General features: G+C 67.1%; 30 protein-coding genes. 5 read left to right on the top strand and 25 right to left on the bottom strand.

The window, feature by feature from the left end:
• Nucleotides 1-32: 32 nt before the first annotated feature.
• The 7 genes from FOS14_RS12385 to FOS14_RS12355 form a co-directional block, all read right to left on the bottom strand.
• On the bottom strand, nucleotides 33-623 hold the full coding sequence (locus tag FOS14_RS12385) for a hypothetical protein (protein ID WP_255450280.1): 591 nt from the start codon (nucleotides 621-623) through the stop codon (nucleotides 33-35).
• Nucleotides 611-1,561, bottom strand: a complete 951-nt coding sequence (hemB, locus tag FOS14_RS12380; RefSeq protein WP_255450289.1) for a porphobilinogen synthase — start codon at nucleotides 1,559-1,561, stop codon at nucleotides 611-613. Before hemB ends, FOS14_RS12385 begins: the two co-directional genes overlap by 13 nt.
• Nucleotides 1,562-1,635: 74 nt before the next feature.
• Nucleotides 1,636-3,183 (bottom strand): bifunctional uroporphyrinogen-III C-methyltransferase/uroporphyrinogen-III synthase, encoded by a 1,548-nt coding sequence (locus tag FOS14_RS12375; protein WP_143770925.1) that lies wholly within the window; start codon nucleotides 3,181-3,183, stop codon nucleotides 1,636-1,638.
• 96 nt (nucleotides 3,184-3,279) lie between these two features.
• Nucleotides 3,280-4,236 (bottom strand): hydroxymethylbilane synthase, encoded by a 957-nt coding sequence (gene hemC / locus FOS14_RS12370; RefSeq protein ID WP_143770924.1) that lies wholly within the window; start codon nucleotides 4,234-4,236, stop codon nucleotides 3,280-3,282.
• Nucleotides 4,229-5,623: a glutamyl-tRNA reductase gene (locus FOS14_RS12365; protein WP_143770922.1), complete on the bottom strand. Its 1,395-nt coding sequence runs from the start codon at nucleotides 5,621-5,623 to the stop codon at nucleotides 4,229-4,231. Before FOS14_RS12365 ends, hemC begins: the two co-directional genes overlap by 8 nt.
• The gene (locus tag FOS14_RS12360; protein ID WP_143770920.1) at nucleotides 5,620-6,471 is read right to left on the bottom strand and encodes a redox-sensing transcriptional repressor Rex; all 852 of its coding nucleotides are present in this window, start codon (nucleotides 6,469-6,471) and stop codon (nucleotides 5,620-5,622) included. Before FOS14_RS12360 ends, FOS14_RS12365 begins: the two co-directional genes overlap by 4 nt.
• 122 nt (nucleotides 6,472-6,593) lie before the next feature.
• Nucleotides 6,594-6,845, bottom strand: coding sequence for a glutaredoxin family protein (locus FOS14_RS12355; protein WP_143770918.1), 252 nt, complete (start codon nucleotides 6,843-6,845; stop codon nucleotides 6,594-6,596).
• Between the two features lie 116 nt (nucleotides 6,846-6,961).
• Between FOS14_RS12355 and FOS14_RS12350 the strand changes: the two genes are divergently transcribed.
• The gene (locus FOS14_RS12350; RefSeq protein ID WP_370512220.1) at nucleotides 6,962-7,954 is read left to right on the top strand and encodes an HAD family hydrolase; all 993 of its coding nucleotides are present in this window, start codon (nucleotides 6,962-6,964) and stop codon (nucleotides 7,952-7,954) included.
• 87 nt (nucleotides 7,955-8,041) lie between these two features.
• On the opposite strand, the gene FOS14_RS12345 is transcribed toward FOS14_RS12350, so the two are convergent.
• The 10 genes from FOS14_RS12345 to FOS14_RS12300 all read right to left on the bottom strand — a co-directional run bounded on the left by FOS14_RS12345 (nucleotide 8,042) and on the right by FOS14_RS12300 (nucleotide 15,926).
• Nucleotides 8,042-8,581: a hypothetical protein gene (locus FOS14_RS12345; protein WP_143770915.1), complete on the bottom strand. Its 540-nt coding sequence runs from the start codon at nucleotides 8,579-8,581 to the stop codon at nucleotides 8,042-8,044.
• A 92-nt stretch (nucleotides 8,582-8,673) separates the two neighbouring features.
• Nucleotides 8,674-9,693 carry a lysophospholipid acyltransferase family protein gene (locus FOS14_RS12340; RefSeq protein WP_143770913.1) on the bottom strand — a complete coding sequence of 340 codons (1,020 nt, stop codon included), beginning with the start codon at nucleotides 9,691-9,693 and terminating at the stop codon, nucleotides 8,674-8,676.
• Nucleotides 9,690-10,736, bottom strand: a complete 1,047-nt coding sequence (locus tag FOS14_RS12335) for an NAD-dependent epimerase/dehydratase family protein (RefSeq protein WP_143771006.1) — start codon at nucleotides 10,734-10,736, stop codon at nucleotides 9,690-9,692. Before FOS14_RS12335 ends, FOS14_RS12340 begins: the two co-directional genes overlap by 4 nt.
• A 270-nt stretch (nucleotides 10,737-11,006) precedes the next feature.
• Nucleotides 11,007-11,108, bottom strand: a complete 102-nt coding sequence (locus tag FOS14_RS12330) for a 30S ribosomal protein bS22 (RefSeq protein ID WP_003402602.1) — start codon at nucleotides 11,106-11,108, stop codon at nucleotides 11,007-11,009.
• Between the two features lie 164 nt (nucleotides 11,109-11,272).
• Entirely contained in the window at nucleotides 11,273-11,515 is a 243-nt protein-coding gene (locus FOS14_RS12325) for a helix-turn-helix domain-containing protein (RefSeq protein ID WP_143770911.1), read from the bottom strand.
• Between the two features lie 123 nt (nucleotides 11,516-11,638).
• Nucleotides 11,639-12,457, bottom strand: a complete 819-nt coding sequence (gene proC / locus FOS14_RS12320) for a pyrroline-5-carboxylate reductase (protein ID WP_143770909.1) — start codon at nucleotides 12,455-12,457, stop codon at nucleotides 11,639-11,641.
• A gap of 26 nt (nucleotides 12,458-12,483) precedes the next feature.
• Complete coding sequence (locus tag FOS14_RS12315; RefSeq protein ID WP_370512223.1) at nucleotides 12,484-13,332, bottom strand: thioesterase family protein; 849 nt, start codon at nucleotides 13,330-13,332, stop codon at nucleotides 12,484-12,486.
• Between the two features lie 7 nt (nucleotides 13,333-13,339).
• Entirely contained in the window at nucleotides 13,340-14,260 is a 921-nt protein-coding gene (locus FOS14_RS12310; protein WP_143770905.1) for a sugar phosphate isomerase/epimerase, read from the bottom strand.
• Nucleotides 14,261-14,268: 8 nt separating this feature from the next.
• A complete protein-coding gene (locus FOS14_RS12305) occupies nucleotides 14,269-14,976 on the bottom strand; it encodes a hypothetical protein (protein WP_143770903.1) in 708 nt (235 codons plus the stop codon).
• Complete coding sequence (locus FOS14_RS12300; protein ID WP_143770901.1) at nucleotides 14,973-15,926, bottom strand: Ppx/GppA phosphatase family protein; 954 nt, start codon at nucleotides 15,924-15,926, stop codon at nucleotides 14,973-14,975. The genes FOS14_RS12305 and FOS14_RS12300 overlap by 4 nt, the downstream gene beginning before the upstream one ends.
• Before the next feature lie 77 nt (nucleotides 15,927-16,003).
• Between FOS14_RS12300 and FOS14_RS12295 the strand changes: the two genes are divergently transcribed.
• Nucleotides 16,004-16,783 carry a hypothetical protein gene (locus FOS14_RS12295; protein WP_143771004.1) on the top strand — a complete coding sequence of 260 codons (780 nt, stop codon included), beginning with the start codon at nucleotides 16,004-16,006 and terminating at the stop codon, nucleotides 16,781-16,783.
• A 60-nt stretch (nucleotides 16,784-16,843) separates the two neighbouring features.
• Entirely contained in the window at nucleotides 16,844-17,188 is a 345-nt protein-coding gene (locus FOS14_RS12290; protein ID WP_255450277.1) for a hypothetical protein, read from the top strand.
• A 1-nt stretch (nucleotide 17,189) separates the two neighbouring features.
• Here FOS14_RS12290 and FOS14_RS12285 read toward each other — a convergent pair whose 3' ends face one another.
• The 7 genes from FOS14_RS12285 to FOS14_RS12255 all read right to left on the bottom strand — a co-directional run bounded on the left by FOS14_RS12285 (nucleotide 17,190) and on the right by FOS14_RS12255 (nucleotide 23,550).
• Nucleotides 17,190-17,876: a response regulator transcription factor gene (locus FOS14_RS12285; protein ID WP_143770899.1), complete on the bottom strand. Its 687-nt coding sequence runs from the start codon at nucleotides 17,874-17,876 to the stop codon at nucleotides 17,190-17,192.
• A complete protein-coding gene (locus FOS14_RS12280; protein ID WP_143770897.1) occupies nucleotides 17,854-19,080 on the bottom strand; it encodes a cell wall metabolism sensor histidine kinase WalK in 1,227 nt (408 codons plus the stop codon). The genes FOS14_RS12285 and FOS14_RS12280 overlap by 23 nt, the downstream gene beginning before the upstream one ends.
• A gap of 123 nt (nucleotides 19,081-19,203) precedes the next feature.
• Nucleotides 19,204-19,947 (bottom strand): phosphoglyceromutase, encoded by a 744-nt coding sequence (locus tag FOS14_RS12275; protein ID WP_143770895.1) that lies wholly within the window; start codon nucleotides 19,945-19,947, stop codon nucleotides 19,204-19,206.
• A gap of 29 nt (nucleotides 19,948-19,976) precedes the next feature.
• A complete protein-coding gene (locus FOS14_RS12270) occupies nucleotides 19,977-20,537 on the bottom strand; it encodes a YbjN domain-containing protein (RefSeq protein ID WP_143770893.1) in 561 nt (186 codons plus the stop codon).
• Nucleotides 20,483-21,844: a D-inositol-3-phosphate glycosyltransferase gene (mshA, locus tag FOS14_RS12265; RefSeq protein WP_143770891.1), complete on the bottom strand. Its 1,362-nt coding sequence runs from the start codon at nucleotides 21,842-21,844 to the stop codon at nucleotides 20,483-20,485. The genes FOS14_RS12270 and mshA overlap by 55 nt, the downstream gene beginning before the upstream one ends.
• 30 nt (nucleotides 21,845-21,874) lie before the next feature.
• Complete coding sequence (locus FOS14_RS12260) at nucleotides 21,875-22,696, bottom strand: alpha/beta fold hydrolase (RefSeq protein WP_143770889.1); 822 nt, start codon at nucleotides 22,694-22,696, stop codon at nucleotides 21,875-21,877.
• Nucleotides 22,696-23,550: an SDR family oxidoreductase gene (locus FOS14_RS12255; protein WP_143770887.1), complete on the bottom strand. Its 855-nt coding sequence runs from the start codon at nucleotides 23,548-23,550 to the stop codon at nucleotides 22,696-22,698. Before FOS14_RS12255 ends, FOS14_RS12260 begins: the two co-directional genes overlap by 1 nt.
• 30 nt (nucleotides 23,551-23,580) lie before the next feature.
• On the opposite strand from FOS14_RS12255, the gene FOS14_RS12250 reads away from it, so the two are divergent.
• Both FOS14_RS12250 and FOS14_RS12245 read left to right on the top strand, forming a co-directional pair.
• On the top strand, nucleotides 23,581-24,612 hold the full coding sequence (locus FOS14_RS12250) for a tocopherol cyclase family protein (RefSeq protein WP_143770886.1): 1,032 nt from the start codon (nucleotides 23,581-23,583) through the stop codon (nucleotides 24,610-24,612).
• A 24-nt stretch (nucleotides 24,613-24,636) separates the two neighbouring features.
• Nucleotides 24,637-25,374 (top strand): SDR family NAD(P)-dependent oxidoreductase, encoded by a 738-nt coding sequence (locus FOS14_RS12245; RefSeq protein WP_143770884.1) that lies wholly within the window; start codon nucleotides 24,637-24,639, stop codon nucleotides 25,372-25,374.
• A gap of 259 nt (nucleotides 25,375-25,633) precedes the next feature.
• On the opposite strand, the gene FOS14_RS12240 is transcribed toward FOS14_RS12245, so the two are convergent.
• On the bottom strand, nucleotides 25,634-26,323 hold the full coding sequence (locus FOS14_RS12240; protein WP_143770882.1) for a PhzF family phenazine biosynthesis protein: 690 nt from the start codon (nucleotides 26,321-26,323) through the stop codon (nucleotides 25,634-25,636).
• Between the last annotated feature and the right edge of the window lies 1 nt (nucleotide 26,324).

The following is a 26,324-nucleotide window of genomic DNA, read 5'->3' as shown; positions in this document are numbered from 1 at the left end:
ACAACCGAGCAGGTTTAGGGCAAATTCAGCTCTCACCGCACGTCCGGCGGCGGGAAGCGTAAGAAATAGCGGTTCGATTCCCGGCGGTGCATCAAAAAGATAGAACCGCCCGCCAAAACGGCTTGCAGGATGCTCGCCGCGCCGACAATCAGTGCCGCGACACCCGGAGTGGAAACGGTCAGGCCGAAGACCGCCGGGATGGCGATCACCACCAGAAACGAACCGACCAGAGTCAACAGCATTCGCGCCCAATTGCGGCCCTTGCGCATCGCGAAATCGATGAGCACGCCGAGCGCCACCACCACGACACCGACTACCGCGATCACTACGAGACCGCTGACAAGAATGTGCTCGGCGGAATCCTGCGACATCGTGGCCGACGGATCCTGCGCGAGCAGGTCGTGCCGAAACTGTTGCGCATAGTCGACGCGGTTGCGGTACATGAGCGCGAGGTTGGCGAACAGGTTGACCAACCCCAAACCGAGGACACCCCACCACAATTGGAAGGCTGTCTGCACGTCGGTCGGCACCGGGCGCGGCGGCTGCGGTGGCGGATAGGGCTGGGAGGGGTAGGGCTGCTGCGGGTACTGGTGTGCGGGATACTGCACGGCTAGCCCAGCCAATCGGCTGCCTCGGCGGCCCAGTACGTGAGCACCACGTCGGCTCCGGCCCGCCGGATACTGGTGAGCGACTCCAACACAGCGGCCCGGCGGTCGATCCAGCCGTTTGCGGCCGCCGCCTCGATCATCGAGTACTCGCCCGAAACCTGGTAGGCAGCAACCGGAATCGGGGACCGGTCGGCGGTTTCGCGGAGCACGTCGAGGTAGGACATGGCGGGTTTGACCATGACCAGATCGGCGCCCTCGGCGATGTCGAGGTCGACCTCGCGCATCGACTCGCGACGGTTCGCGCAATCCTGTTGGTACGTGCGGCGATCCCCCTCGAGCGAGGAGGCGACGGCGTCACGGAATGGCCCATAGAAGGCGGAGGCGTATTTGGCCGCGTACGCCAAAATGGCGGTGTCTATGTGCCCCGCGGCGTCCAGGCCCTGTCGAATGGCGCCCACCTGGCCGTCCATCATCCCGCTGGGACCGAGCACATGTGCCCCGGCATCGGCCTGGGCGATGGCCATCTCCACGTAGCGCGCGAGCGTGGCGTCGTTGTCCACCGAGCCGTCGGGTCTGAGCACACCGCAATGGCCGTGGTCGGTGAACTCGTCGAGGCAGGTGTCGGCCATGAGCACCGTGGCGTCGCCCACTTCATCGCGCAGCGCCCGCAGGCCTCGGTTGAGGATGCCCTCGGGATCGGTGGCGCCGCTGCCGTCGGCATCTTTGTCGCGCGGGTCCGGGACGCCGAAGAGCATCAGCCCACCGACCCCTGCGGCGACCGCATCGACCGCCGCCTTGCGCAGCGAGTCCATGGTGTGCTGATACACCCCGGGCATCGACGCTATGGGCCGCGGCTGCTCGATGCCGTCGGCGACGAACATCGGCAGCACCAATTGCCGTGGCGCCACCGTCGTTTCGGCGACGAGGCGACGCAGGGCGGGGGTAGTGCGCAGCCTTCGCGGGCGGTGGGCGGGAAAGGCTGGCTGCCGGTGGGCGGGAAAGGCTGGCTGCCGGTGGGCGGGAAACACTACCGGCGGCGGCTCTTCTTGCGCGGCGGCGGCAACGCACCCTCGGCGCGCAACCGGGCGGCGTGCGAAGCCAGCGCCTCTACCAGCGGTCCCACCTGCGCCACCTCGGGCTGCACGTCCACGCGCAGGCCGAATTCCGTTGCCGTCTCAGCGGTCTTGGGGCCGATACAGGCAACGATGGTGCGCGCGTGCGGCTTTCCGGCGATACCGACCAGATTGCGCACGGTCGAGGACGAGGTGAACAGCACGGCGTCGAAACCGCCGGTCTTGATCATCTCGCGGGTCTCGGCCGGTGGCGGCGCCGCCCGGACGGTGCGGTACGCGGTGACGTCGTCGATCTCCCAGCCCCGGTCACGCAGGCCCTCGGCGAGGGTCTCGGTGGCGATGTCCGCGCGCGGCAACAGGATCCGGTTGACCGGGTCGAAGACCTCGTCGAAGGGCGCGAACTCCTCGAGCAGTCCGAGGCTGGACTGTTCGCCGGAGGGCACCAGCTCGGGGTTGATGCCGAACGAGCGCACCTTCGCGGCCGTGGCTTCGCCCACGCAGGCGATCTTGACGCCGGAGAACGCGCGCGCGTCGAGTCCGAACTCGGCGAACTTCTCCCACACCGCACGCACCGCGTTGGTGGAGGTGAACACCACCCACTGGTAGCGACCGTCGACCAGGCCCTTGACCGCGCGCTCCATCTGCGCGGGGCTACGCGGCGGCTCGACGGCGATGGTGGGCACCTCGATCGGGATGGCGCCGTGGGTGACCAGCCGCTCACTCATCTCGCCGGCCTGGTCCTTGGTGCGCGGCACCAGCACGGTCCAGCCGTACAGGGCGCGCGATTCCCACCAGGACATCTTGGCGCGCTGGCTGACCACTTTGCCGACGGTCACGACCAGCGGCCCGAGCAGTTCCGATCCGGCGTCGTTGAGGGTGGCCAGGGTCGCCTCGACCGTGCGCTGCTGGCGGGTGGTGCCCTTGACGGTGATCGCGACCGGGGTCTGCGGCGCAAGGCCGTGCTCGACCAGCGCGCTCGCCGTCTCGGCGAGGTGACCGTTGGTCGCGTGCAGCACGAGCGGGCCCGGCGCGGCGGCCAGCGCAGCCCAGTCGACCGTGCCGCGCACGTCGGCCTCGGTGTGGCCGGAGCCCAGCGCCATGCCGGCGTAGCTCGGCACGGCCGAACCCGCAGGCAAGCCTGGCAGCACCTCGAAGTGCACATGGGTGCGCGCCACGGCGGTGACCTCGGCGATGACGGAGTCGGTGGTCAGCGGATCCCCGGAGACCACGCGCACCACGTCGTGGCCGTTGCGGGCCTCGTTGACGAGAGTCTTGGCGACCTCGCCGGGCTCGCCGAGGGCGGGCCTTGTCTCCGGGGTCACGTCCTCGGGCAGCGCGGTGCCGACCAGCGCCACTACGCCCTGGTCCACGTCTGGGTCGACGAACGCGAGCTCCGCGGTGACGAGCACCTCGCGCGCGCGGAGCGTGAGCAGCGCGGGGTCACCTGGACCGGATCCGACGAACAGGATCCGTCCGGGATTGGTCTTGCGGGCTCGGCTCATCGGTGGTTCTCCAGTGCATTCGTCAAACAGCAGGTTCGGGCGGGGATCGGCGGTCGGATCGGCACGGGTTTACCGACCCTGCCGAGACGCGGTGTCTCACGCATCGCTACCATCTCCCATCAGTTCTCGAGCGCCCAGCTCGAGCAGTTCGCGTGCCAGGTCTCGCCCGAGGTTCCCGGCACGTTCGACGGACCCGACCATCGAGGCGCGGATCACGTCGGAGCCGTCGACGGCTGCCGCGCAGCCGCGCACGGACAGTTCGTCGAAGACACGACCGTGGTCGTCGAGTGATTCCACGACCTCGGCCAAAGCCCCGACCGGCGCGGTGCACCCCGCTTCCAGCTCGGCGAGCAGGGTCCGCTCGGCTACCACGGCCGCTCGCGTGCGCGGATCGTCGAGCCGCGCGAGCGCGGCCACGAGGTCCGCGTCTTCAGCGCGGCACTCGACCGCCAACGCTCCTTGGCCCGGCGCCGGCAACATTTGCACCGGCTCCAATGCCTCGGTGACAGCGTCGAGGCGACCGATCCGCGCCAACCCTGCTCTGGCCACCACAACAGCGTCGAGCTCTCCGGTGGTTACCTTCGCCAGTCTGCTATCGAGGTTCCCACGCAACGGCACGATCTCCAAACCGAGACCGAGCGCGCGCAGCTGCGCAACGCGTCTCGGCGCGGAGGTACCGACGACCGAGCCCGGCGGAAGTTCGCCCAGTACAAGGCCATCCCGGGCGACCAGGGCATCACGGGGATCTTCGCGCGCCGGAATCGCCGCGATGGTGAACCGCGGGTCGTCGGCAGTCGGCAGGTCTTTGTAGGAATGCACGGCCACGTCGACGGCGCCGCGCGCCAACTCGTCGCGCAGCGCGGAGGTGAACACGCCGACACCGATCTGCTGCACCGGCTCCGCCGACTCGTCGCCGGCCGTACGCACGAACACCAGCTCTGCGGGGTGACCGGACGCGATCAGGGCATCGCGTACGGTGCCGGCCTGGGTGCGGGCCAGCAGGCTCGCGCGGGTGCCGATTTTGAGGACGCGCTGCTTGGTGGGGCTACTCATGTTCGCCCATCTCCCGCAGCCGCTCGTGCCCGGCGGTGAAGTCGTCGGCAAGCTCGACCGCGCGGATTTCCATCGGCGCGGCCACAGCCTGAGCGGCGCCCGGCTTGAGTTCGAACAGCTCACGCAGCGCCTCGGCGTAGGTGTCTCCACCCGGTGTCGAGGCAAGCTGCTTGACCCGCACGGTCGGCGCGTGCAGCAGCTTGTCCACCACCCGGCGCACGGTGTTGGCCACCTCGTCGCGCTGCGGCTCGGCGAGGCCGGGCAGCCGCGAATCCAGCCGCAGCAGTTCGGCTTCCACCACCTCGGCGGCCCGCTGCCGCAACGCGGTGACGGTCGGGGTGACCTCGGCCAGCCGCTGGCTGGACAGGTATGCGGCAAGTTCGCTGGCAACGATTGCGCGGGCGGCGTCGGCATCGGTCGCGGCCGGGTTGGCGGCCGGATCGGCCTGCAGGGTCTCCATGTCGATGACGCTGATCCCCGGCAGTCCCGCCACCGCGTGGTCGACATCGCGGGGCAGTCCGAGGTCGCAGATCACCAGCGGCCGGGACGGACCGTCCGCTCGCCGGGACAGTGCCCGATGCGCGTCAGCGAGAGTGACCACGGCCCCGACCGCGCCGGTACACGTAATCACCACGTCGGCTGCTGAGATCGCGTCGGTCAGGTCGCCCAAATCCAGCGCTTCCGAGGGGACGCCGTTGGCCGCGGCCGTGGCAGCGAGTCGTTCCGCCCGTTCCGGGGTGCGGTTGACCACCCGGATGCGGCCGACGCCTGCCCGGGTGAGGTGCGCGACGGCGAGCCCGCCCATCGCGCCGGCACCGACCACCACGGCCTCCCGGCCGACGAGGCCGCCGGCACCGACCAGTGCGGACGCTCGATCGAGCGCCACCGACACCACCGAGGCACCGGCCGAGTCGATAGCGGTTTCGGCGTGCACTCGCTTGCCCACGCGCAGCGCTTGCTGCGCAAGTTCGTGCAAGACCCGGCCGGCGGCCTGCTGGGCATCCGACGAGGCGTAGGCGGACCGGATCTGGCCGAGCACCTGCTGTTCGCCGATCACCATCGAGTCCAGTCCGCTCGCGACGGCGAAAAGGTGCTCGGCGGCGGCCTCGCTGTAGCGGACGTAGGCGTACTTGGTCAGGTCGGCCAGCGGCATCCCCGAATGGTTTGCCAGGATTTCGCCGACTTCCGCGAGCGCGCCGTGGAAGGCATCCACGACCGCGTACACCTCGACGCGGTTGCAGGTGGAAACGATCATCGTCTCGGAAATGTGCGCCGACGTGAGCAACCGGTCGATCATCTTCGGTCTGTCGGACTCGCCGACCGCAACACGTTCGAGCACCGACACCGGCGCGCTGCGGTGTGAGACTCCGACGAGGAGAACACTCATGACCGAACCACCTTGCGGTTGGAGTCAGCATCCGACCGCCGCGTTGCGGACGAATGTGCCGGACCCGCGGTGCCATGTGGTTGCGGTTCGGCGGTAGCCCGCGAACCGGCGGCATCGTGGCCGTCGGAGTTTCGCGAGCTACTAAATGAAAGCATTTGCATCTCTACCGCGAGGTCAACGCGACGAATCTCGACATTCGGCGGAGCGGCGAGTACGACCGGAGCGAAGCTGAGGATGCATCGCAACCCCGCAGCAACCAGCTCGTCGCAGATGCTCTGCGCCGATTCGTCGGGTACGGCGATCACCGCGATGGTGGGCTGCAGTTCCGTGCATTCGGCGGCGAGGTCGCGCACGTCGCGCACCCGCAATCCGGCCACCGTCGTGCCGATGCGGTCCTCGGACCGATCGAACAGTCCGACCATGGCGAACCCGCGACGGGTAAAGCCGCCGTATCCGACCAGTGCACGGCCGAGGTTTCCGACGCCGACAACGACCACCCGATGGCCGCGGTCGAGGCCGAGCGCCGATTCGATGCGGGTGCGTAGCTTGGCGACGTCGTAGCCGACTCCCCGCACCCCGTTCGGACCGAGGTAGGACAGGTCCTTGCGCAGCTTCGCCGAACCGACACCGGCGGCGGTGGCGAGTTCTTCACTCGAGACGATCTGGGTGGCTTGCTCGGAGAGCCCAGTGAGCACCCGCAGATAGGTCGCCAGCCGCGAGACGGTGGCTTGCGGGATGTCCTTCACCGGCGCCTTGTCCGGAACGCGCGCACGGTCACTCGACGCATTCTGGGGCGCGTGGCTCCCCGCGACACCGAATCCATTCGGCGTCTGCTGCGCGTCGGTCACGTTATCGACTCCTCAACCGGCTGCTGGCTGCACCGGCACACGGAAGATCTGCCTGTCGTCGCAACTACGGTACCGCTTGTGAAGCGATGCACAAAGTCGGCGAAAGCGCAGGACAAACGTCCTCAGCGGGCGAGGTCGGTGCGCAACCGCGACGCATCCACCTCCCAGTAGCTGTGTTCACGGCCGTCGAGCAAGACAACAGGCAGGCGGTCGCCGAACTCCGCGCGCAGTTCGGGGCGGCTCGGCGCCACCTCGTCGACGTCGGTGACCTCGAGCGCGGCACCGAACTCCGCGCAGATGGGCGCCAGCTCGCGGTGCGCCTGGGTGCACATGCCACACCCCGCGCGGGTGAGCAAAGTCACGGTGTGAGCCATAGCTTCCACTGTCGCACTCCGCCCGTGCGAGTCGGGCACGCGGGCACGCCATCGCGGCCGCGTGCGGGCTAGTGTTGTCGAAGGTTTTCTTACACGCCACTGCTGGGGAGGTGGGAGTGCCGAGACACATTGGCATGTTCGGCACCGCGCGGTTTTCGGGTCCGGTCGACAGCCTGCGGGGCAACGGCTGGCGCCGGCGCAATCCACTGGGACCGAGCGACGCCGAGGTGCGCGCGAACCTCGCCGGCGAGGCGAGTGCCGACGTCGCGTTTGCGCTGCACGAGGCGGAAGGTACGACTGCTGACACCGAAGAACCGGCCGTCCCGCGCGACCTGACCGCGGCAGCATTCTTCGACGTCGACAACACCCTCGTCCAGGGCGCGTCCATCGTGCACTTCGCCCGCGGGCTGGCGGCACGGAAGTACTTCAAGTCGTCCGATCTGGCGGGCTTCGTCTGGGCCCAGATGAAGTTCCGGGTCACCGGCAAGGAGAACAGCGAAGACGTGGCCAGTGGGCGCGAGAAGGCGTTGTCGTTCATCGCCGGGCGCTCGACCGCGGAACTCGCCGCGCTCGGCGAGGAGATTTACGACGAGATCATCGCCGACAAGATCTGGCCGGGCACCCGCGCGCTCGCGCAGATGCACCTCGACGCCGGCCAGCAGGTGTGGCTCGTGACGGCCACCCCGGTGGAGCTGGCCCGCGTTATCGCGAAGCGACTGGGGTTGACCGGGGCGCTGGGCACCGTCGCCGAAAGCGAGAACGGCGTCTTCACCGGCCGCCTGGTCGGCGACATCCTGCATGGACTGGGCAAGGCGCACGCCGTGCGCACGCTGGCTATTCGCGAGGGGCTGAACCTCAAACGCTGCACCGCGTATTCCGACAGCCACAACGACGTGCCGATGCTGTCGCTGGTGGGCACGCCGGTGGCGATCAATCCGGATTCGGATCTGCGCGAGCTGGCCAAGAACCGCGGCTGGGAAATCCGCGACTTCCGCACCGGTCGCAAGGCCGCGAAGATCGGCGTGCCGACGGCCCTGGCGCTGGGGGCCGCTGGCGGTGCGCTGGCCGCCGTGCTCACCAGGCGGCGCGAGCAACCGTTGGCGAGCTGATCGGACGCTGCCGCGCGCGCTTTTGCGGTCGTGCACGCTAATTGTGTTGCGCGGCACCGCAAGAACGCGCGCGGCGGCGAGGTTATTTCAGGACGAACCCGAGGATCCGTTACTGGCTGGCTTTGTGGTCGTCGGCGCGGGCGGGTTGGGGCACCCGGTGACCGTGACCGTCTTCTCCGCGACGAAGTCCTGGCTTTCCGGTCCGAGAATGATCCGGTAGTGCACGGTGTGGGTGGCGGCGTCGGGGTTCGGGAGATTGGCCACCGTCTTGAGGTCCACCTTTTGGGTGGTCTGGAACGCGGGAGAAATGTTGCGCGCGTAGGGGTATTGCGGCCAGGGCGGTGTGGCCTGCGCGATGCCCGACGTCAGCGGTGGGCGGCGGCCCGTCGGACCGGTGCCGTAGTTCTTGCCGGTCAGCGGTTCGTCGTCGATCCAGTAGTCCATCGTGAACGTGGTGGCGTTGGTGCGATTGTCGATCGCGAACGTCACCGTGCAGTCGCCGTTGTTCTGTGCACCGGTATCCAGGCCCGGCGACGCGGCCGAGCCGATGTCGGGCATGCTGACCAGCACCCCGCCGACCGCGATTGTCAGAACCGATCCCACCACGGCCAACCGAGCCTTGGACATCGAGCACCTGCCTTCGTGAGGTTTCTTCGCAACGATAACCTCACAAAAGCAACATCTGTCACTTCAGTAACAGAGATGTGACCCAGGCTTTGCTACCCCAGGAAGACGCCGCGGCGTTTCGCCAGCAACCGGTAGAGCGTCTGCTGAATGGTTTCCCGCACGTGGTCGGTGACCTCGAACATGATCATCGGGTCGTCTGCCGCGCCGGATTCGTAGCCGTCGGTGGGAATCGGCTCACCGAATTCGATGTACCACTTCGACGGCAGCGGAATGGCGCCGAGCGGGCCGAAGTGCGGGAACAACGGAGTGACCGGGAAGTAGGGCAGGTTCAGCAACCGGGCGAGCGGCGTGATGTCCCCGATCTTGGGATAGATCTCCTCCGAGCCGACGATCGAGCACGGAATGATTGGCGTCCCCGTGCGTACGGCCGCGGAAACGAAGCCGCCGCGGCCGAAGCGCTGCAGCTTGTAGCGTTCGCTGAACGGCTTGCCCACACCCTTGTAGCCCTCGGGGAAGACACCGGTGAGCTCCCCGCGGCGCAGTAAGCGCTCGGCATCGGGGTTGCACGCGAGCGTATGGCCCGCCTTACGGGCCATCGAGGCCACGCCGGGCGTCTCGAACACCAGGTCCGCCGCGAGCAACCGCAGCGAGCGCCGCGCCGGGTGGTGATCATGCACCGCCACCTGGGCCATGAGCCCGTCGAGCGGCAGCACACCGGCGTGATTGGCCACCACGAGCGCACCGCCCGTCGACGGCAGATTCTCGAGCCCGCTCACCTCGACGCGGAACCACCTGTCGAACAGCGGTCGCAAGGCGGGCATCAGCAGCGAGTCGGTGAAGTGCTGGTCATAGCCGAACTCGTCGACCTCATAGTCACCGGAAATGCGGCGGCGCAGGAATTCCGCAGTCCCGGTGATCTGCTTGCCGATCGAGCGGCGGACACCATCGAGGAACGACGCCGGCGGATTGGCCTCCTCGATCCGTTCGGTGAGCGAGGTGACCTGGCCGGAAATTTCTCCGGACGCCTCCCACGCGCTGCGGCGACGGGACAGCTTGCCCTGAGATGCGGAATCATCGCGTTGCAGCGGAATGACCTTCGCTACTTCAGTCATCGGTGTGCTCCTGCTCCGGCCCCGACGAGCCCGAGAAGTGTGGTTTCGGCTTTATCAATCCATTGCGGTGCAATCACCGGACGCAACGCTGCGCCCTGGACAAAATCGTCAAACGCCTGCATGGTGGTCCACCGCGGCTCGAACCCGAGTTCGGTACGCATGCGAGTGGTGTCCAGGACGCAGCCGAACCGCAGGAAGTTCAGCTGCTCCGGGCCGAGGTCGCGGAGGATCGGCCCCATCAGAGTCCGCCCGATCGTGCGGTAAATCGGGAACGGCATCGGCAGCTCGACCCGTCCGGCCCGGCGGATCGACTGCGACATCATCACGATTCCGTCGCCGGCCACATTGAACGTGCCCGCCGGACCATCGAGCGTGGCGCGCTCGAGGGCAGCTATCGCGTCCTCTTCGTGCAGCAACTGCAAGCGCGCGTCACGGCCGAGGATCGTGGGAACCACCGGCGAGGAGAAGTACCGGGACATGTAGCCGTTGAGCCGCGGACCGACCATCGGGGCGAGTCGCAGGATGGACGTCGCGATGTCCGGCCGGCGCCGCGCCAGCCCCCGCAGGAAGCCCTCGACTTCGATCATGTCGCGCGAATAGCCATCCCGGCGCGGGGTCCGGGCGCTCATCTCTTCGGTGAATTCCGCGGGATCCTTCGGGCCGCATCCGTACACCGCGGACGATGACCGCAGGACTACCTTGCGCACGCTTTCAGCGCGCTGGCACACCGCGAACAACTGCATCGCCCCGAGGACGTTGATGTCCTTCATCGCGGCGCGACTGCCCGACTTCGGCGCCCGCGAAACGGTGGCCGCATGCACCACGGTGTCCACGTCGTTGCTGGCGAGCACCTTGCCGATGAGCGGATTGCGAATATCGGCACGAACGAATTCCGCCCGCCCCATGCGGCGAATCATGTCCTTGCTCGGCGATTTCACGTCGACGGCGATTACCCGCTCGACGCGTGGATCACGGGCTAGTCTCGCGACCAAAAATCCGCCGACGTATCGGCTGGCGCCGGTGACGAGCGCGACCCGTGGAATGTGTTGCGCACGTTCGCCATTCACGCGTGCCCCCTCGACTGACACCGCACAGCACCGAGAAGTTGCCCGATCCCGCTATACACCTTACTTATCCCCCACAGATCACGACACCCGTTAATCGCGTTCTTACTGATACTTCATTCGACCGACAAATTCCGTCCACCGAGCGGCTGACGGAATTGCAAAACTGGTCGAGCGTCTCGTTGACATTTGAACCACCGATGCCCGCCACCTTGTGGAGGTGACGGGCATCGGTGCGGGCCACTGGCCTTACTTACCGAGTTTGCGGCGCTGCACCCGCGTGCGGCGAAGCAACTTCCGGTGCTTCTTCTTCGACATGCGCTTGCGGCGCTTCTTGATCACAGAACCCATAGCCGGTGTCCCTCACGTCCCTTTTCTTGCGTACCTGCGCACGACAACGAGTAATGACAAGCCAACAACACACAGTCACGTCAGCGCACGACGAACCGACAGACTTGTCCAACCACCTGCCATCGTAGCCGGACGTCGCAACGGTGTGAAAACCGCCAGCACCGCTACCCTGCGTCGAAGTACGACGTCTCGAGGTAGTCGTGGACCGCTTTAGCGTGCACGCGGAAGGAGCGACCAACCCGTACCGCGGGCAGCTCGCCGCCGTGTACCAACCGGTACACGGTCATCTTGGAAACCCGCATCAGGTTCGCTACCTCGGCGACGGTTAGGAACTGTGTTCCACCGATGCCCGACTGGCCCTCCGAGGACCCGCCTGAACCCTGCGACGGCTTATTTGCAGACGCCATAGACCCACATACCTCCGGCACGTGTCGCGCCGCCGGCTTCCCCTCCGGCGGAACAGACACGCACGTGCTGTATGGAGCTTAGCGGGACTAGTGGGATTACTGCGACGGGTGTGGGAAAACTAATTACTTTTCGGTCGATTCGCCCTGCTGGGCCGAGCGGTCACGAGCCGCCGTCAACGCCTCGATGAACGCCGAACGCACTGATGAGCGTTCCAGCACACGCACCGCCGCCGCCGTCGTTCCCGCAGGTGAGGTGACTGCAGCGCGCAAAACCGCGGCCTCCTCGCCCGAGCGGTCCAGCATGGTCGCCGACCCCAGCATCGTCTGCACCACCAATTCCGTGGCGACCGGCCGCGACAGGCCAAGTCCCACCCCAGCCTCGACCATAGCCTCGACAACCAGGAAAAAGTACGCCGGACCAGACCCAGAAACAGCGGTCACCGCGTCCATCTGCGACTCCACGACAGTCACCACCTTGCCCACCGAGGACAGCACCTCGCGAACCAAGTGCAGGTGCTGCTCGCGGGCGAAGCGTCCGGGTGCCAGCACACTCATGCCTTCACCGATCAGCATGGGCGTGTTCGACATGACCCGAATCACCGGGAACCCGGCGGGCAACCTCGCCTCGTAGCGCGATGTCGGAATCCCGGCCGCCAGCGACACGATCAACTGCTCACGGTCCCCGTCCAGATCGACCTTGCCCAGTTGCGTCAAGACTTCCTCGACGTCCGCCGGCTTCACCGCGACGACGATGACGTCCGCACCCTCCGCCGCGTCGGCGATGGTGGTCACCCGGATCCCGAACCGCTCGGCAAGTTCGGCGGCTCTGGCCGGGTAGTGCTCCGCCACCACCAGGTCCTTGGCGGCGCGGCCGGCCTCGAGCAGACCCGCGACAAGCGCCTCACCTATCTTGCCGCCGCCGAGCACCGCGATTCTGGTCATTGTTGTTGCCCTTTCAGCTAGCGCTTCTAGCTCTTCTGAGGCAGCATGGCCAACTGCCGACTCTGCACCACCACCGCGCCCGTGCTGTCGAGCACCACATGATCCTCGTCGAAAAAGCGCTGCCCGACCGCCGACGAGCTAGCGACAACTCGCAGCCAGCCCGGCGCCGGCATTCTGCGCAGGTGGGTGGTCAGCTGAATTGTCGGCGCCCAGCCGAAATGGCCGCGGTTGAACACGACCGGCGGGCTGATGTCACCGGCCATCATCGCAAACAGCGCCGCCGTCTCGGGGTCGGCCTCGTCGCCGGCCAGCGGACGGACCCATAGCCGCAACCGCGGATCTCCCTGCGCACCGGTGAGAAACGGCGCCGCCGAGGTATCGAGGCGCAGCTGGCAACCCTGGGCGACGTGCACGATCTTGCCCATCTCGCTGTCGGGTTCATAGCTCATCGCGGCCGCGGGCGGCTCCACCGGCATGTCGGCCAGATCGGACGCCTGCCAGGCGGGCGGCTCGGTGTCCACGATGCCCAGGTGCACCACCGCGCGCACCATGGTCCGGTCATTCTGCTGCAGCTCCACATCGGCCAGACACACCTGGCGTCCGAGCTTGCGCACCGACACCGCCAGAACCACGTCGCCGGGATCGGGGGCACCGAGATAATCCGCGGACACCGAGATCGGCTGCATGTGCTCGGCGGCGGGATGTACCTCGCGCACGGTGCGGCGGGCCGCGGCCGCACACAACGCGAGCATGACGCCGCCGTGCACCTTGGGCCCGATGGTCCAGATCGGATCGATGTAGGCGTCGAAGCGGGCGCCACCGTCGTCCGCACGTTGCGCGACCGTGCACAGCTGTAGGAAGGGGGCAGCCGTCAGCAGCTGTTCACTCATTGCCGTTCCCGGTGAGCTGTCCTTCGACGGCCGATGTCGACGGCTCGGGCGGTGGATGGCCGTTGAGGTGCACCCGGGCGAACAACAGCGCCTGAGCGAGCATCACGGCTCTTTCGGCCATGGTCCGAGCATTCTGGGTGTTGATCTCGACCACCGCCTGTCCTTGGAAACCGGTGCGCACCAGCATCTCGCACAGCTCCACACACGGCTGGGTGCCCTGGCCAGGAATGAGGTGCTCGTCGTAGGCGGCGCCGCGGCCGTCCGCCAAGTGAAGATGCGTCAGCCGCGGACCCATTCGGCCGGCGAGCGCGAGCGCGTCCATGCCGGCGGTGGCCGTGTGGGACAGGTCGAGCGTGTAGTGCTGATGATCGGAATCCGTCGGATCGTAGGACGGGCTGAAGGCCGAGATGGCCACGCCCGGTCCGCCGCGCCGCTTGAGCCGCTCCGCAGCGTTTTCCCGGCGACCGAAGAAGCTGTCCGCCCGCATCGGAAACATGTTTTCCACCGCGACTGCGACATCGCTGGTCTCTTCGAGTTCGCGAACCTGATCGGCGAAGCCCTCGGCGTAGCGGCGTTGCCAGCGAAACGGCGGATGCACCACCACGGTCTGGGCGCCGAGGATCTCTGCGGTGCGCACCGACCGCTCCAGCTTGGCGATCGGATCGGCGCCCCACACCCGCTGCGAAATCAGCAGGCAGGGCGCGTGGACAGCCTGCACCGGCACCGCATATTTGCGGACCAATCGCTTGACGGCATGGGCGTCCTGACTGACGGATTCGGCCCACACCATCAGTTCGACGCCGTCGTAGCCCAGCTCGGCCGCGTAGCGGAACGCTGCCTCGGTGTTTTGCGGGTAGACCGATGCCGTGGACAGGCCCACCAGGATGTCGCGTCGACTCCCGTGCACAACCATGGCGGGCGTCAGCTCGTGCTCAGCAAGAAGGCCAGTGGACCCATCGTGACGAACACGCCGACCACAATCGCGATGACGATGCTGAAGATGTCATCGGTCTTGCGCAGAATGCGAACCAGCGCCACGAGCGCGAGGATCACCACCAGCGCCAAGATGAGCGCATAGATCGGCATGCTGTCCCACAGCATTTCGAAGCCCTTGAACAGCAGTGCACCCGCGACGACCGCGATGACCACCTGGCCGGCCAGCACGGCCCATTGGCGCAGCGCGGATCGGCGGTCGTCGGCGGTGTCCGCGCCAGTCTCGGCGGCTGCGGCGGGAGCGGGCGGCTGGTCCTGTTGGCGCTGCGCCTCGGCACGCCGGTTGCGCAGCAGTTCACCGGCCACCGAATTTCCGGACAGCAATGCCGGTTCGGGATTGGTCTGCGACCAGGCCGCGGCAGTGGTCACCGGCTGGTATTGCGGCGGACTGGGCGGGGTCTGGGTGACGGGTATCGGCGGCTTTTGTACCGGCGCGTCCGGTCGGGCGAGCAGCCGCGAATGCGATGCCCCGTCGCGAATCACCGGGATGTCGCCCGTCAATTCGGCGACCGAGATACCGCCCTTGCCGCCCCGGCGCCGACGTCCCCCGGAGCCGACGTTCTGGCCGTTGCGCGCCAACAACTCGGCCACGGAGATTTGGCCAGTGTCCTCAGGCCTACCGGTTGGTCCCGTCATCGCTCTTCCACCACCTGGTCACCGCCCATCTCGGTATCAAGCTTGCGCAAGATCAGGCCTTCACGTAGCGCCCACGGACATATTTCGATCGTGTCGATCGACAACGCCCGCATGCTGGCCTCAGCAATCAGCGCGCCCGCCACCAGTTGCTGGGAGCGATCTGCGCTGACACCTTCCAATTCTGCACGGTCGGCTGACGTCATCCGAGAGATGAAGGCGATAAGTTGACGTAAACCACTGCTCGTCAAGGTTCGTTTCACCCGCATCCCGGCGCTCGACGGCGCCGCACCGGTCAGTCGAGCCAGCGATCGGAAGGTTTTCGACGTGCCGACCGTCCGATCGGGTTTCCCGGCGGCCTTCAGCTCCTTGGCTGGCTCCACCAGTTCGGCGTCGAGCCAGTCGCGCAGCACTGCGACGCGACGCTTGCCCGGAGGGTCCTCTTGCAGCCAGTCACGAGTCAGCCGGCCCGCACCCAACTGCAGCGAGAAGGCGACATCGGGGTCTTCGTCGCCCCCGGCGGTCAATTCGAGCGACCCGCCGCCGATGTCGATGTTCAGGATGCGCCCGGCGCTCCAGCCGTACCAGCGCCGGACCGCCAAGAAGGTCAGCCGCGCCTCGTCCACGCCGGACAGCACCTGCAACTCGACGCCGGTCTTTTCCAGGACTGCGGCCAGCACGTCGTCCGAGTTCACCGCATCGCGCACCGCCGAGGTCGCAAAAGCCATCAGTTCGCCGCAGCCCGACGTGTTGGCGATGCTGGCGAACTCGTCGACCGTGGCGATCAGCCGATCAGCGCCCTCCGTCGTGATGCAGCCCGAGTCGTCCATATTTTCCGACAGCCGCAGCGTTGCCTTGGTCGAACTCATCGGCATGGGGTGACCGCCGCGATGCGCGTCCACCACCAACAGGTGAACGGTGTTGCTTCCGACGTCGAGAACCCCAAGGCGCACAGGAATACGGTACTGGTCTAGCGTCTGCGGTTGTGACAGCAGGCGAGCCAGTGCCACACCCTGAGCCGCAGCGCAAGATGGATCCGACTGCCGAGGTCGACCTCGACTTCCCCCGCGAATGGATCGAGTTCGTCGACCCAGCAAATGACGAACATCTCATCGCGGCCGATCTGACCTGGCTCTTATCGCGCTGGACCTGCGTTTTTGGCACGCCCGCCTGCCAGGGGATCATCGAGGGCCGCCCCGACGACGGCTGCTGTTCGCACGGCGCGTTTCTGTCCGACGATGACGACCTCAAGAAGCTGAAGAAAGCGGTGCGCAAACTCACACCGCAGGACTGGCAGTTCATGGACAAGGGCCTGGGCAAGAAGGGCTATGTCGAAAAGGACGAACTCGACGGCGAGGAGTCGTTGCGGACCCGCCGCTACCAGGGCGCCTGCATCTTCCTGAACCGCCCCGGCTTCGCAGGGGGCATCGGGTGCGCGTTGCACACGATGGCCCTGCGCCGCGGGATCGAACCGTTGGAGGTCAAGCCCGACGTCTGCTGGCAGCTGCCCATCCGCCGGACCCAGGAGTGGGTGACCCGACCGGACGGCGTCGAAATTCTGCGCACGGTGATCACCGAATACGACCGCCGCGGTTGGGGTGAGGGCGGCGTGGACCTGCATTGGTATTGCAGTGGCTCCCCCGATGCGCACGTGGGCACCCGGCCGGTCTGGGAGTCCTATGCGGCCGAGTTGACCGAGCTGATCGGCAAACCGGCCTACGAAGAACTCGCCCGGCACTGCAAACGGCGGGCCGGTCTCGGTCTCATCGCCGTGCACCCGGCGACCGTGCACGGGCAACGCCAGGGCTAATACAGACATGCCGGGCGGCGATGCAGAGGGTGTAACCCTTCCGCCCGAGAGGATCGCGCCGTGTTCAAACGAGTCCTGACCGCAGTCCTGACAGCGCTGGCCATCACCGCGATTCTGCCGGCAATCGCGAGCGCCGACACCGATCCGAACGACCCGTACGGGTTCAACGCGGTCCGGGACCGCACCGACTACTTCGTTGCACCGCTAGCGCCGGGCGCGCTCTTCGGCGACAAGGCCACCAGTCCGATCATCATCAGCCCGTTCGGCACCAGCCAGAAGATCGAATGCCGCGGCGACGGGCACTACGTGCAGATTCACGACTGCGTCCAGTACGACCTTGCCGGCAACCCGCACAACCTCGCGCCCGTGGGCATGTTCTTCCGGACGGTGTACTTCTACTCCTGATTCAGGCCTCGAACTTGTAGCCGAGACCGCGCACGGTCACCAGATGCTCCGGCTTGCCCGGGTCGGCCTCGATCTTGGAGCGCAACCGCTTGACGTGCACGTCCAGGGTCTTGGTGTCGCCCACGTAGTCCGCGCCCCATACCCGGTCGATCAGCTGACCGCGGGTCAGCACCCGGCCCGCGTTGCGCAGCAGATACTCGAGCAGGTCGAACTCCTTGAGCGGCAAGGTCACCGGTTCACCGTTGACCAGCACTATGTGTCGTTCGACGTCCATGCGCACCGGGCCGGCTTCCAGCACACCGGCGTCGGCGGATTCCAGTTCGCTGTCGGCGCCGCGGCGCAATACCGCGCGGATGCGGGCAATCAGCTCGCGGGCGCTGTAGGGCTTGGTGACGTAATCGTCGGCACCGAGTTCCAGGCCGACGACCTTGTCGATCTCGCTGTCGCGGGCGGTCACCATGATGACCGGCACGCCCGATCGGGTGCGCAACTGCTTGCACACGTCCGTGCCGCTCATGCCGGGCAGCATCAGGTCGAGCAGGACGATGTCGGCGCCTGAGCGATCGAATTCCGCGAGCGCCGATGGCCCGTCGGTCACGATCGTCGTGTCGAAGCCCTCCTTGCGGAGCAGAAAGGCCAGCGGGTCAGCCAGCGACTCCTCGTCCTCAACGATCAAAACTGAAGTCATTACTCGGCTCCTTCGCCCGCGTCATCGATGAGTCTTTCAATTCCACACCGTTCTCCTCGACTGATTCGGCATCGGTCTCCTCGTACACAGGAATACGCAGCGTGAACGTCGAGCCCGTGCCGAGCTTGCTCCACAGCGTGATTTCGCCGTTGTGGTTCGCGGCCACGTGCTTGGCGATGGCCAGCCCGAGCCCAGTGCCGCCGGTCGCCCGAGAGCGCGCCTTGTCCACGCGGAAGAACCGCTCGAACACCCGCTCCTGATCTTCTTTGGCGATCCCGATTCCCCGGTCGGTCACCGCGATCGCGACCTTGCCGCCGCGCAGCGCGCGACTGACCGATACATGTGAACCCTTGGGCGAGTAGGCAATTGCGTTCTCGACAAGGTTGGACAGCGCGGTGACCAGCAGCGTCTGATCGCCCAGTACCTCGAGCCCGCTGGGCCGGTCGGTGCTGACGGTAATTTCCGCGGCCTCCGCGGCGGTGCGCGACCGATCAACCGCTTCGGCGACCACTTCATCCACATCGACGACGTCGAGATCGGGCAGTTTCTCCGCACCCTGAAGGCGCGACAGCGCAATGAGTTCATTGACCATGTTTCCCAGCCGATTCGACTCGGCCAGCACCCGGGCACCGAAATGCCGAACCGAGTCGGGGTCGTCGGCCGATTCGAGCAGCGCCTCGGCCAGCAGCCCCATGGCACCGACCGGCGTCTTCAGCTCGTGGCTCACATTGGCGACGAAGTCGCGCCGCGTCGCCTCCATCCGTGCCTGTTCGGAGTCGTCGTCGGCAAAGAGGACAACAAAATTGGTCTCTTCTTTGCTCAACGGTCGCATCACACAGCGCACGGCAAGGCGCTCACGGCCCAACTGACCTCGGGTGGTGAGCACGCATTCGGCCGGATTCCCGGTGCGCAAGACCTGCTGAATGGCTCCCCACGCGCGCTCATCGATCAGCTGATTGCGCACCAGTCCGAGCTCTTCGGCGCGCGGATTGAACAGGACCACGTCGCGATGCGAATCGACCACGGCGATTCCGCTCTCCGACGCAAGCACGATCAGGTCGAGCACCTGGGAGGTGGTCAAGCCCTGCTGCGGCGGGCGCTGCTCGATCCGGCGACGCCGACCGACCGACATCATCGCCGCGCCGACGAGCAAACCGAGGCATGCCGCAACCACTGCCAGGGTCACGGTCGCAGGAATGCTCACGCCCAAATCGTACGGTTTTCGCACTCCACATAAACGCTGGGTGCGGCCATTTTGGCGGGCGTCACATCGCTGCGCGGCGATGTTCGCCCGCCGTTAACGCAGCGTTTGCCCGGTGCGTAAATTTCAGCGCGCGCCCTGGCTGGCCACCGCCGCCGCACCCGCGGCCGCAGCTTCCGGATCCAGGTAGTCGCCACCCGGGTTGGTCGGCTCGAGGTTCTCATCGAGGTCGTAGCGCAGCGGAATGCCGGTGGGAATGTTGAGCCCGGCGATGTCCTCGTCGGAAATCCCGTCGAGGTGCTTGACCAGGGCCCGCAACGAGTTGCCGTGCGCGGCGATCAGGACGGTCTTGCCTGCCCGCAGCTCTTCCGAGATGGTGGATTCCCAGTACGGCACCATCCGCGCGACAACGTCCTTGAGGCACTCGGTGTGCGGAACGTCGACGCCGTCGTAGCGCGGGTCGCCGTCCTGGCTGTACTTGCTGCCGGCCTCGATGGGCGGCGGCGGGGTGTCGTAACTGCGCCGCCAGGTCATGAACTGCTCGTCGCCGTATTCGTCGCGGATCTGCGCCTTGTTCTTGCCCTGCAGCGCGCCGTAGTGCCGCTCGTTGAGACGCCAGTCCCGAACCACCGGAATCCAGTGCCGGTCGGCGGCGTCGAGGGCGATATTCGCGGTGCTGATCGCACGGCGCAGCACCGAGGTATAGACGATGTCGGGACGGAGGCCGTGGTCGGCGAGCAGTTGCCCGGCACGCTTTGCTTCACCGACGCCCTTGTCGGTCAGGTGCACGTCCACCCAACCGGTGAACAGGTTCATCGCGTTCCATTCGCTCTCGCCGTGGCGGAGCAAAACAAGGGTTCCGATAGTCACCGCCCTATCCTGACACGAGCGGCAAGCCCTTAGGACCGATCGTCAGTTCCATCGTGATCGACGAGGTGCTCGAAGGCCTTGAGGTTCGCCAGCGACTCGCCCCGCGAAACCCGCCACTTCCATTCCCGCCGAATCGATTCCGCGAAGCCGATCTCCAGAATTTGGTTGAAGTCGCCGTCGGCCGCTTCGAGCACCTGCCCGAGTACCCGGTCGATTTCGTCGGGGGTGACAGCGTGCGCCGAGATACGTCCGACCAGGTAGATATCACCGATCTTGTCGATCGTGTAGTGCACGCCGTACAGCCGCCGGTTGCGGCGCAGCAGATATTTGTGCACTTCGGCGATGTTCTCGTCCGGGTGCCGGCACACGAACGCTTCGACCCGCACGCCATGCTGACCGATGGTGAGCAGGCAGGTGGTTTTCAGCTTGCGCTCCCCCGGCAACTGCACGATGAAGTTCTCCTCGCCCTTGCGAGAAAACTCCAAGTCCCGCTCGCGCAGGGCGCCTTCGATGATGCCTTCCAGCTCGGTGGTGCTCACGCTCGTTCTCCGCTCGTGTTGGCCCTGGTCAGTCGTCGTCGCGCCTGCCATAGCCGACGGGATCGTGCCCGTTGCGTCGCCGCCGACTCGGAGATTCCCGCGGGTGCGAAATCGACGATCGCGCTGGCGTAGCTGGCCAGCAGCCCGTCCGCGGTGTGCGACCAGGAGAATTCCTCCGCATGCCGACGTGCCTGCACGGACATGTCCCGCAAGCGAGCGGGGTCACGCAGTAAGGATCCCAGTGCCCGCGCCCACACTTGGCTGTCGTGACCCTGCACGAGCAGGCCCGTTTCCAGGTTCCGCACGGCGGTCCCGAGACCGCCGACATCGGCCGCGATAACCGGCGTCCCACACGCCTGGGCTTCGATCGCGACGAGGCCGAAGGACTCGGAATAGCTGGGTACAGCCACCACATCGGCTGCCCGGTACACCTCGGCGAGCCGCTCCGGCGGCTGCGGCGCCAAGAACGTCACCCGATCGGCAAGGCCGAGTCCGTGGGCCAGGTCGATGAGCGCGTCGGGCCGCTCCAGTCCGGTACCGGACGGGCCTCCCACGATCAGCACCCGCAACGGCAAGCCCGGTTGCTGGGCGTGCAGCGCCGCGGCCGCGCGAAGCAAAACGTCGGGCGCCTTCAACGGCTGAATGCGACCGACAAAGGCCACCACCGCCTCATGTGCGGCGATGCCCAACGCGGCACGGGCGCCCGACCGATCGCCGGGGCGGTACCTGGTCAGATCCGCACCGGGGGCCACCACGTCGATCTTGTCGCTCGCCGCGTCATAGGTTTCGACGAGTTGCTTGGCCTCTTCGGCCGTGTTGGCGATGAGCCGGTCGGCTTCCATCACCACTTGACGTTCGCCGATTTCCCGGGCCGGCGGCTCGGGCCGGTCACCGTCGGCCAGCGCCGCGTTCTTGACCGCTGCCAGCGTGTGCGCGGTGTGCACGAGCGGCACGCCCCACCGATCGCGCGCCAGCCAGCCGACCTGACCGGACAGCCAGTAGTGCGAGTGCACCAGGTCGTAGTAGCCGACCGGATGCCGGGCCTCCTCGCGCAACACCCCGGCCGCGAACGCGCACAGCTGAGTGGGCAGGTCCTGCTTGTCGAGTCCCTCGAACGGCCCGGCGACGATGTTGCGCACCAGCACGCCCGGCGCGGCCTCGACGACAGCGGCATCCGTCGACGACGTGGCGCGGGTGAAGATCTCCACCGCTACCCCGCGCTGGGCCATCTCGATGGCGGTCTGCAGCACGTAGACGTTCATCCCGCCCGCATCGCCGACCCCCGGCTGGGCCAGCGGCGAGGTATGCACGGAGAGCACCGCCACGCGGCGCAGTGGTTGCCGAGGTCCCAGGCTCACCACTCCATACTGCCTTGCGGGCCGCAGCCCTCAGCCCAGGCCAGCAATGAAGGCCTGCACTTCGGCGGCAAAACGGTCCGGGTCTTCGATGAACAAGCCATGCTGCGCGCCTTCCCACCAGGAGGTTTGCGCCGCAGGCAGCAACGCGGCGGCGTGTTCGCTCGCCGCGATATCGACGACCGGGTCGGCGGTGCCGTGCATCAGCAGAACCGGGATGTCGAGGGTGCGCAGCAGGTCGTCGTGGTCGGCCTTGCGCCGGAACATGCCCTCCCGGACCTGCGGCGGCGTGCTCAGGCTGATGCCGAAGAGCAACTGCGCGATGGCGCCGTCGTTACGGCCGCCGGTGTTGGCGTTGCCGAACGACGCCAGACCACGGATGGCGGTGCGCGGATCGGTGGCAAAGACGTTCGGGATCGCCGCCTGCATGGCCGAGCCGATGCGTCCACCCTCGACCTCGCGGCCAATGGCGTTGATGGCCCCGGTGAGTACCACCCCGGCGACCGCATCGGTCCCGTGGTGCGCGAGGTAATCGCAGATGACCAACCCGCCGTAGGACCAGCCGAGCAGCACGGCGTCACGGGTGGTCGACTCGGCCGCCAGTACCGCAGCGACGTCGGCCGCCCAGTCGGCTGGGTCGTCGTAGCGCTGCGCGACGCCCGAGTAACCGTGGCCGCGCAGGTCCATCGCGACCACTCGGTTGTCCTGCGCCAGCTTGCCGACCAGATCCTCGCCCCAGCAGCGCAACGAGGCGGCCCAGCCGTGGATGAGCACCAGTGGCCGACCGTCGTCGGGTCCGGCGACCCGGTAAGCGATGGCGGTGCCGTCGGCGCTGATCGCCTCGCGCAGGGCCATCAGCGCTCGTGCGTCGGGTCTGAGTGGGCGGCGCGGTCCTCGTAGGTCTTCCGCGCGTCCCAGTCGCCGTCGAGAATCACTGTGTCGGCCTTGAGCAGTCGCGCCAGACCCTCCCGACCGGCCCGCGGCAGCACCCCGACGACCTTGTTGAGCGGCCCGAGCAGCGGCGGAACATAAACGTCGAAGTGCGGCTTGGCAATCGCCTTGACGATCTCGTCGGCCACCTCTGCCGGCTCGGTCTTCTGAATGAAGCGGGCATGGCCGATGCCCGAACCCAGTTCGGTGTTGACGATGTTGGGCATCACGCAAGACACCTCGACGCCGGTGCCGCGCAGCTCGAGCCGCGCCGCTTCGCTAACCCCGACAACGAAGTGCTTGGTGCCGGAATACGTTGCCACACCGGGGAATCCGGCCTTGCCCGCGGCGGAGGCGATGTTGATCAAATGACCGCTGCCGCGTTCGACAAAGCGGGGCAGCGCGATCTTCATGCCGTAGAGCACGCCGTGCACGTTCACGTCGATCTGGCGGCGCGCCGTTGCGTCGTCCTCCTCGATGAACCGGCCCACCGGCATGATCCCGGCGTTGTTGATCAGCACGTCCACACCGCCGAGCGCCGATTCCGCGGCGGCAAAGAACCGCTCGAACGACTCCCGATCCGTGACGTCGAGTGGCAATCCGACCGCGCCGTCGCCGAGTTCACCCGCGGCTGCAGCAACCAGGTCGGCGTCGAGATCACCGATCGCGACCTTCGCCCCCGCGGCAAGCAGTGCCTGTGCCGTAGCGCGGCCAATTCCCCTGGCCCCGCCGGTAATTGCGACCCGTCGTCCGGCCAATTGTGGCGTCTTCGTTGACATGTCGCGACGCTATCAGAAAGCGTGATTCCCATGACATCGCTCGACCGCTTCCGGGCCACCGGCGCCGATCTTCCGTTCGGCGACCCGCTGCGCGCACACGGGGTCGCGATGGAGGGCTATTTCTGGCGCTTCACTCAGCCGGATTCCGGCCGAGTGGTCATCGCCTTGATCGGCGTGAACCGGTCTGAACAGGGCAGTTGGTCGACGTTGGGACTGGCGTCGTATCCGAACGGATTTCTGCGTACCGCCGTGCATCCGGAGGGCTTCGCGGACCCGGAGCGGTTCGGTGCCACCGCCGGTACGGCGTTTCGGGCGACCGAGGACCGGGTGACGGTCGATCTGGGACCGGACGCGAAGCTCGATGTCGCGATCAGCGAGCACAGGCAGTGGCCGCGCCGGTCGTTCGGCGGATCGAGCGTCTTCCACACCGTTCCCGCGCTCAACCAGTACTGGCATCCCTGGTTGCTCAACGGCACCGCGCACGGCACGGCTACGCTCGGCGGCGAGGCGTGGAGTCTCGATGGCGCGCAGGTGTACTCCGAAAAGAACTGGGGCAAGGGCGGTTTCCCCGAGGCGTGGTGGTGGGGTCAGGCCCACGGTTTCGCGGAGCCGGGCGCGTGCGTCGCGTTCGCGGGTGGTGTCGTCAGCACCGGCAAGCTGCACACCGAGGTGACGGCCGTCGTCGTTCGGCTGCCCAATGGGCAGGTGATGCGGCTCGGCAACCCGGTGGTGTCGCCGGTGCGGGCGCGGGTCTCTGACGAACGTTGGTCGTTGCACGGCCGGAGCGCGCAGATAGGCATCGAAATCGAAGGCAACGCGGCGCTCGGTGACGCGCACGTGCTGCCGGTGCCGCTCCCGGCGGAGCAGCGACACGTCCCTGGCGCCATCGAGCATCTCGGCGGCCGGTTGCACGTGGTGGTGCGTCGACGCGAGAACATCATCTTCAGCGGCGAGTCCGCGCTGGCCGGCCTCGAACACGGCGGTATCGATCGGGCCCGTGCGGAAGTGCTGCGTCGCGGCGGTACCGGCGACGACTCCGACGCCCCTCCCCTCCTCGGTTAGCTCGGCAAACCTAGGATCGGCTGCATGAGTTCACGCACCGCAGTCGTCACCGGAGCCAGCTCGGGAATCGGCGAGGCCACCGCGCGCACACTCGCCGCGCAGGGGCTCCAGGTGGTGATCGGGGCGCGACGGGTCGACCGGCTCCAGCGACTTACCGACGAAATCGGCGCCACGGCAATGCCGCTCGACGTCACCGACGAAGCATCGGTCGCCGAGTTCACCGACGCCGTCGAGCGCTGCGACGTGCTGGTCAACAACGCCGGCGGGGCGAAGGGACTCGCCCCCGTTTCGGCCGCCGACCTCGACGACTGGCGCTGGATGTGGGAGACCAACGTGCTGGGCACGCTGCGAATGACCAAGGCGCTGCTGCCCAAACTGATCGACAGCGGCGACGGCTTGATCGTCACCATCACGTCGGTGGCCGCGCTGACGCACTACGACAACGGCGCCGGATACACCTCCGCCAAGCACGCCCAGGCAGTGCTGCACCGGACGCTGCGCGGGGAGCTGATGGGCCAGCCGGTGCGGCTGACCGAGATTGCGCCGGGCGCGGTCGAGACCGAGTTTTCCCTGGTGCGGTTCAACGGCGACGAGGAACGGGCGGCGAAGGTCTACGAGGGGATCGAGCCGCTGGTAGCGGCCGATATCGCCGAGATCGTGGGGTTTGTGGCGAGTAGGCCGTCGCATGTGAACATCGACCAGATTGTGGTGAAGCCGCGGGATCAAGTGGCCGCCGGTCGTTTCGCCCGGCGCTTGGGTTAGTGCCGGGCGAAGCGACCAATCAGGCACAGGAGGTTTGCTCGGCGCTTGGGTTAGTACTGAGCAAAACCTCCCGGCGGCCACCAGGAAGTCTGCTCGCCACTCGACGAGTTAGGTGTTTTACACGCTTCAGGGCCTTGGGTCGTGTAAAACACCTAACTCAAGCTTGACGGCGTCGGCTTTGCTGTCGCCGCCCAAACCCCCGGTGATCACGACCGTACGGCCCGCCTCCCTCGGCGTGTCGCCGACCCTTTGGTCGTGATCAGTGCGGAGGAGGGTGAGCCACCAACCCATCGCTCACGACCCGCCCACCGATCTCCGCGGTCCCGGCCGGCCCAGGCTGGGCGTATACCACCGAGCCCCGGCCATGGTGGATAGTCAGCCTTCGCCCGAGAGCCGCGGCGAGTCGCATCGAGGCCGACCCGCACGCCTCGTCCTCGGCCACCCCATAGCGCGCAGCAAAAACCCGGGCTCGGACCACCCCGGTGGCTTCGTCCTCCCACGCCCACAGCTGGGTAGCGTCCTGTTCGGGCACCAGCGGGCCGGTCAGCGCAACGACATCAGCGCTGCTGGGGAGCCGCTCGTGCCACCAGGGCGGCGTCGACGCCAACGGCCCGCGGACCCACACGCTGTCGCCGTCGGCCCAGGTGGTCACCGATCCGCCAAGAGTGACCAACCGCGTCGGTGGACGCCCGAGTTCACGCGCGAGGATCCAGGCGGCGCCGACAGTCGGATGTCCGGCGAACGGCAACTCCGACGCTGGCGTGAAGATGCGTAACCGACCCTCGGCCAAGTCGTCGAAGAAGATGGTTTCGCTGTAGCCGAGCGCCGTCGCAAGTGCCTGACGGTCGCGCTGATCCTGCACTGCCGCGCCGTCGAGCACCACGCCCAGCGGGTTGCCGTAGCGCCCCTCGGCGTCGGTGAACACGCGCAGCACCTCGATGGCGACCATG

Source organism: Skermania sp. ID1734, from assembly GCF_007489285.1.
Classification (GTDB): domain Bacteria; phylum Actinomycetota; class Actinomycetes; order Mycobacteriales; family Mycobacteriaceae; genus ID1734.
The sequence above is the reverse complement of the archived record's forward strand: the minus strand, read 5'-3'. Positions and strand labels throughout refer to the sequence as shown.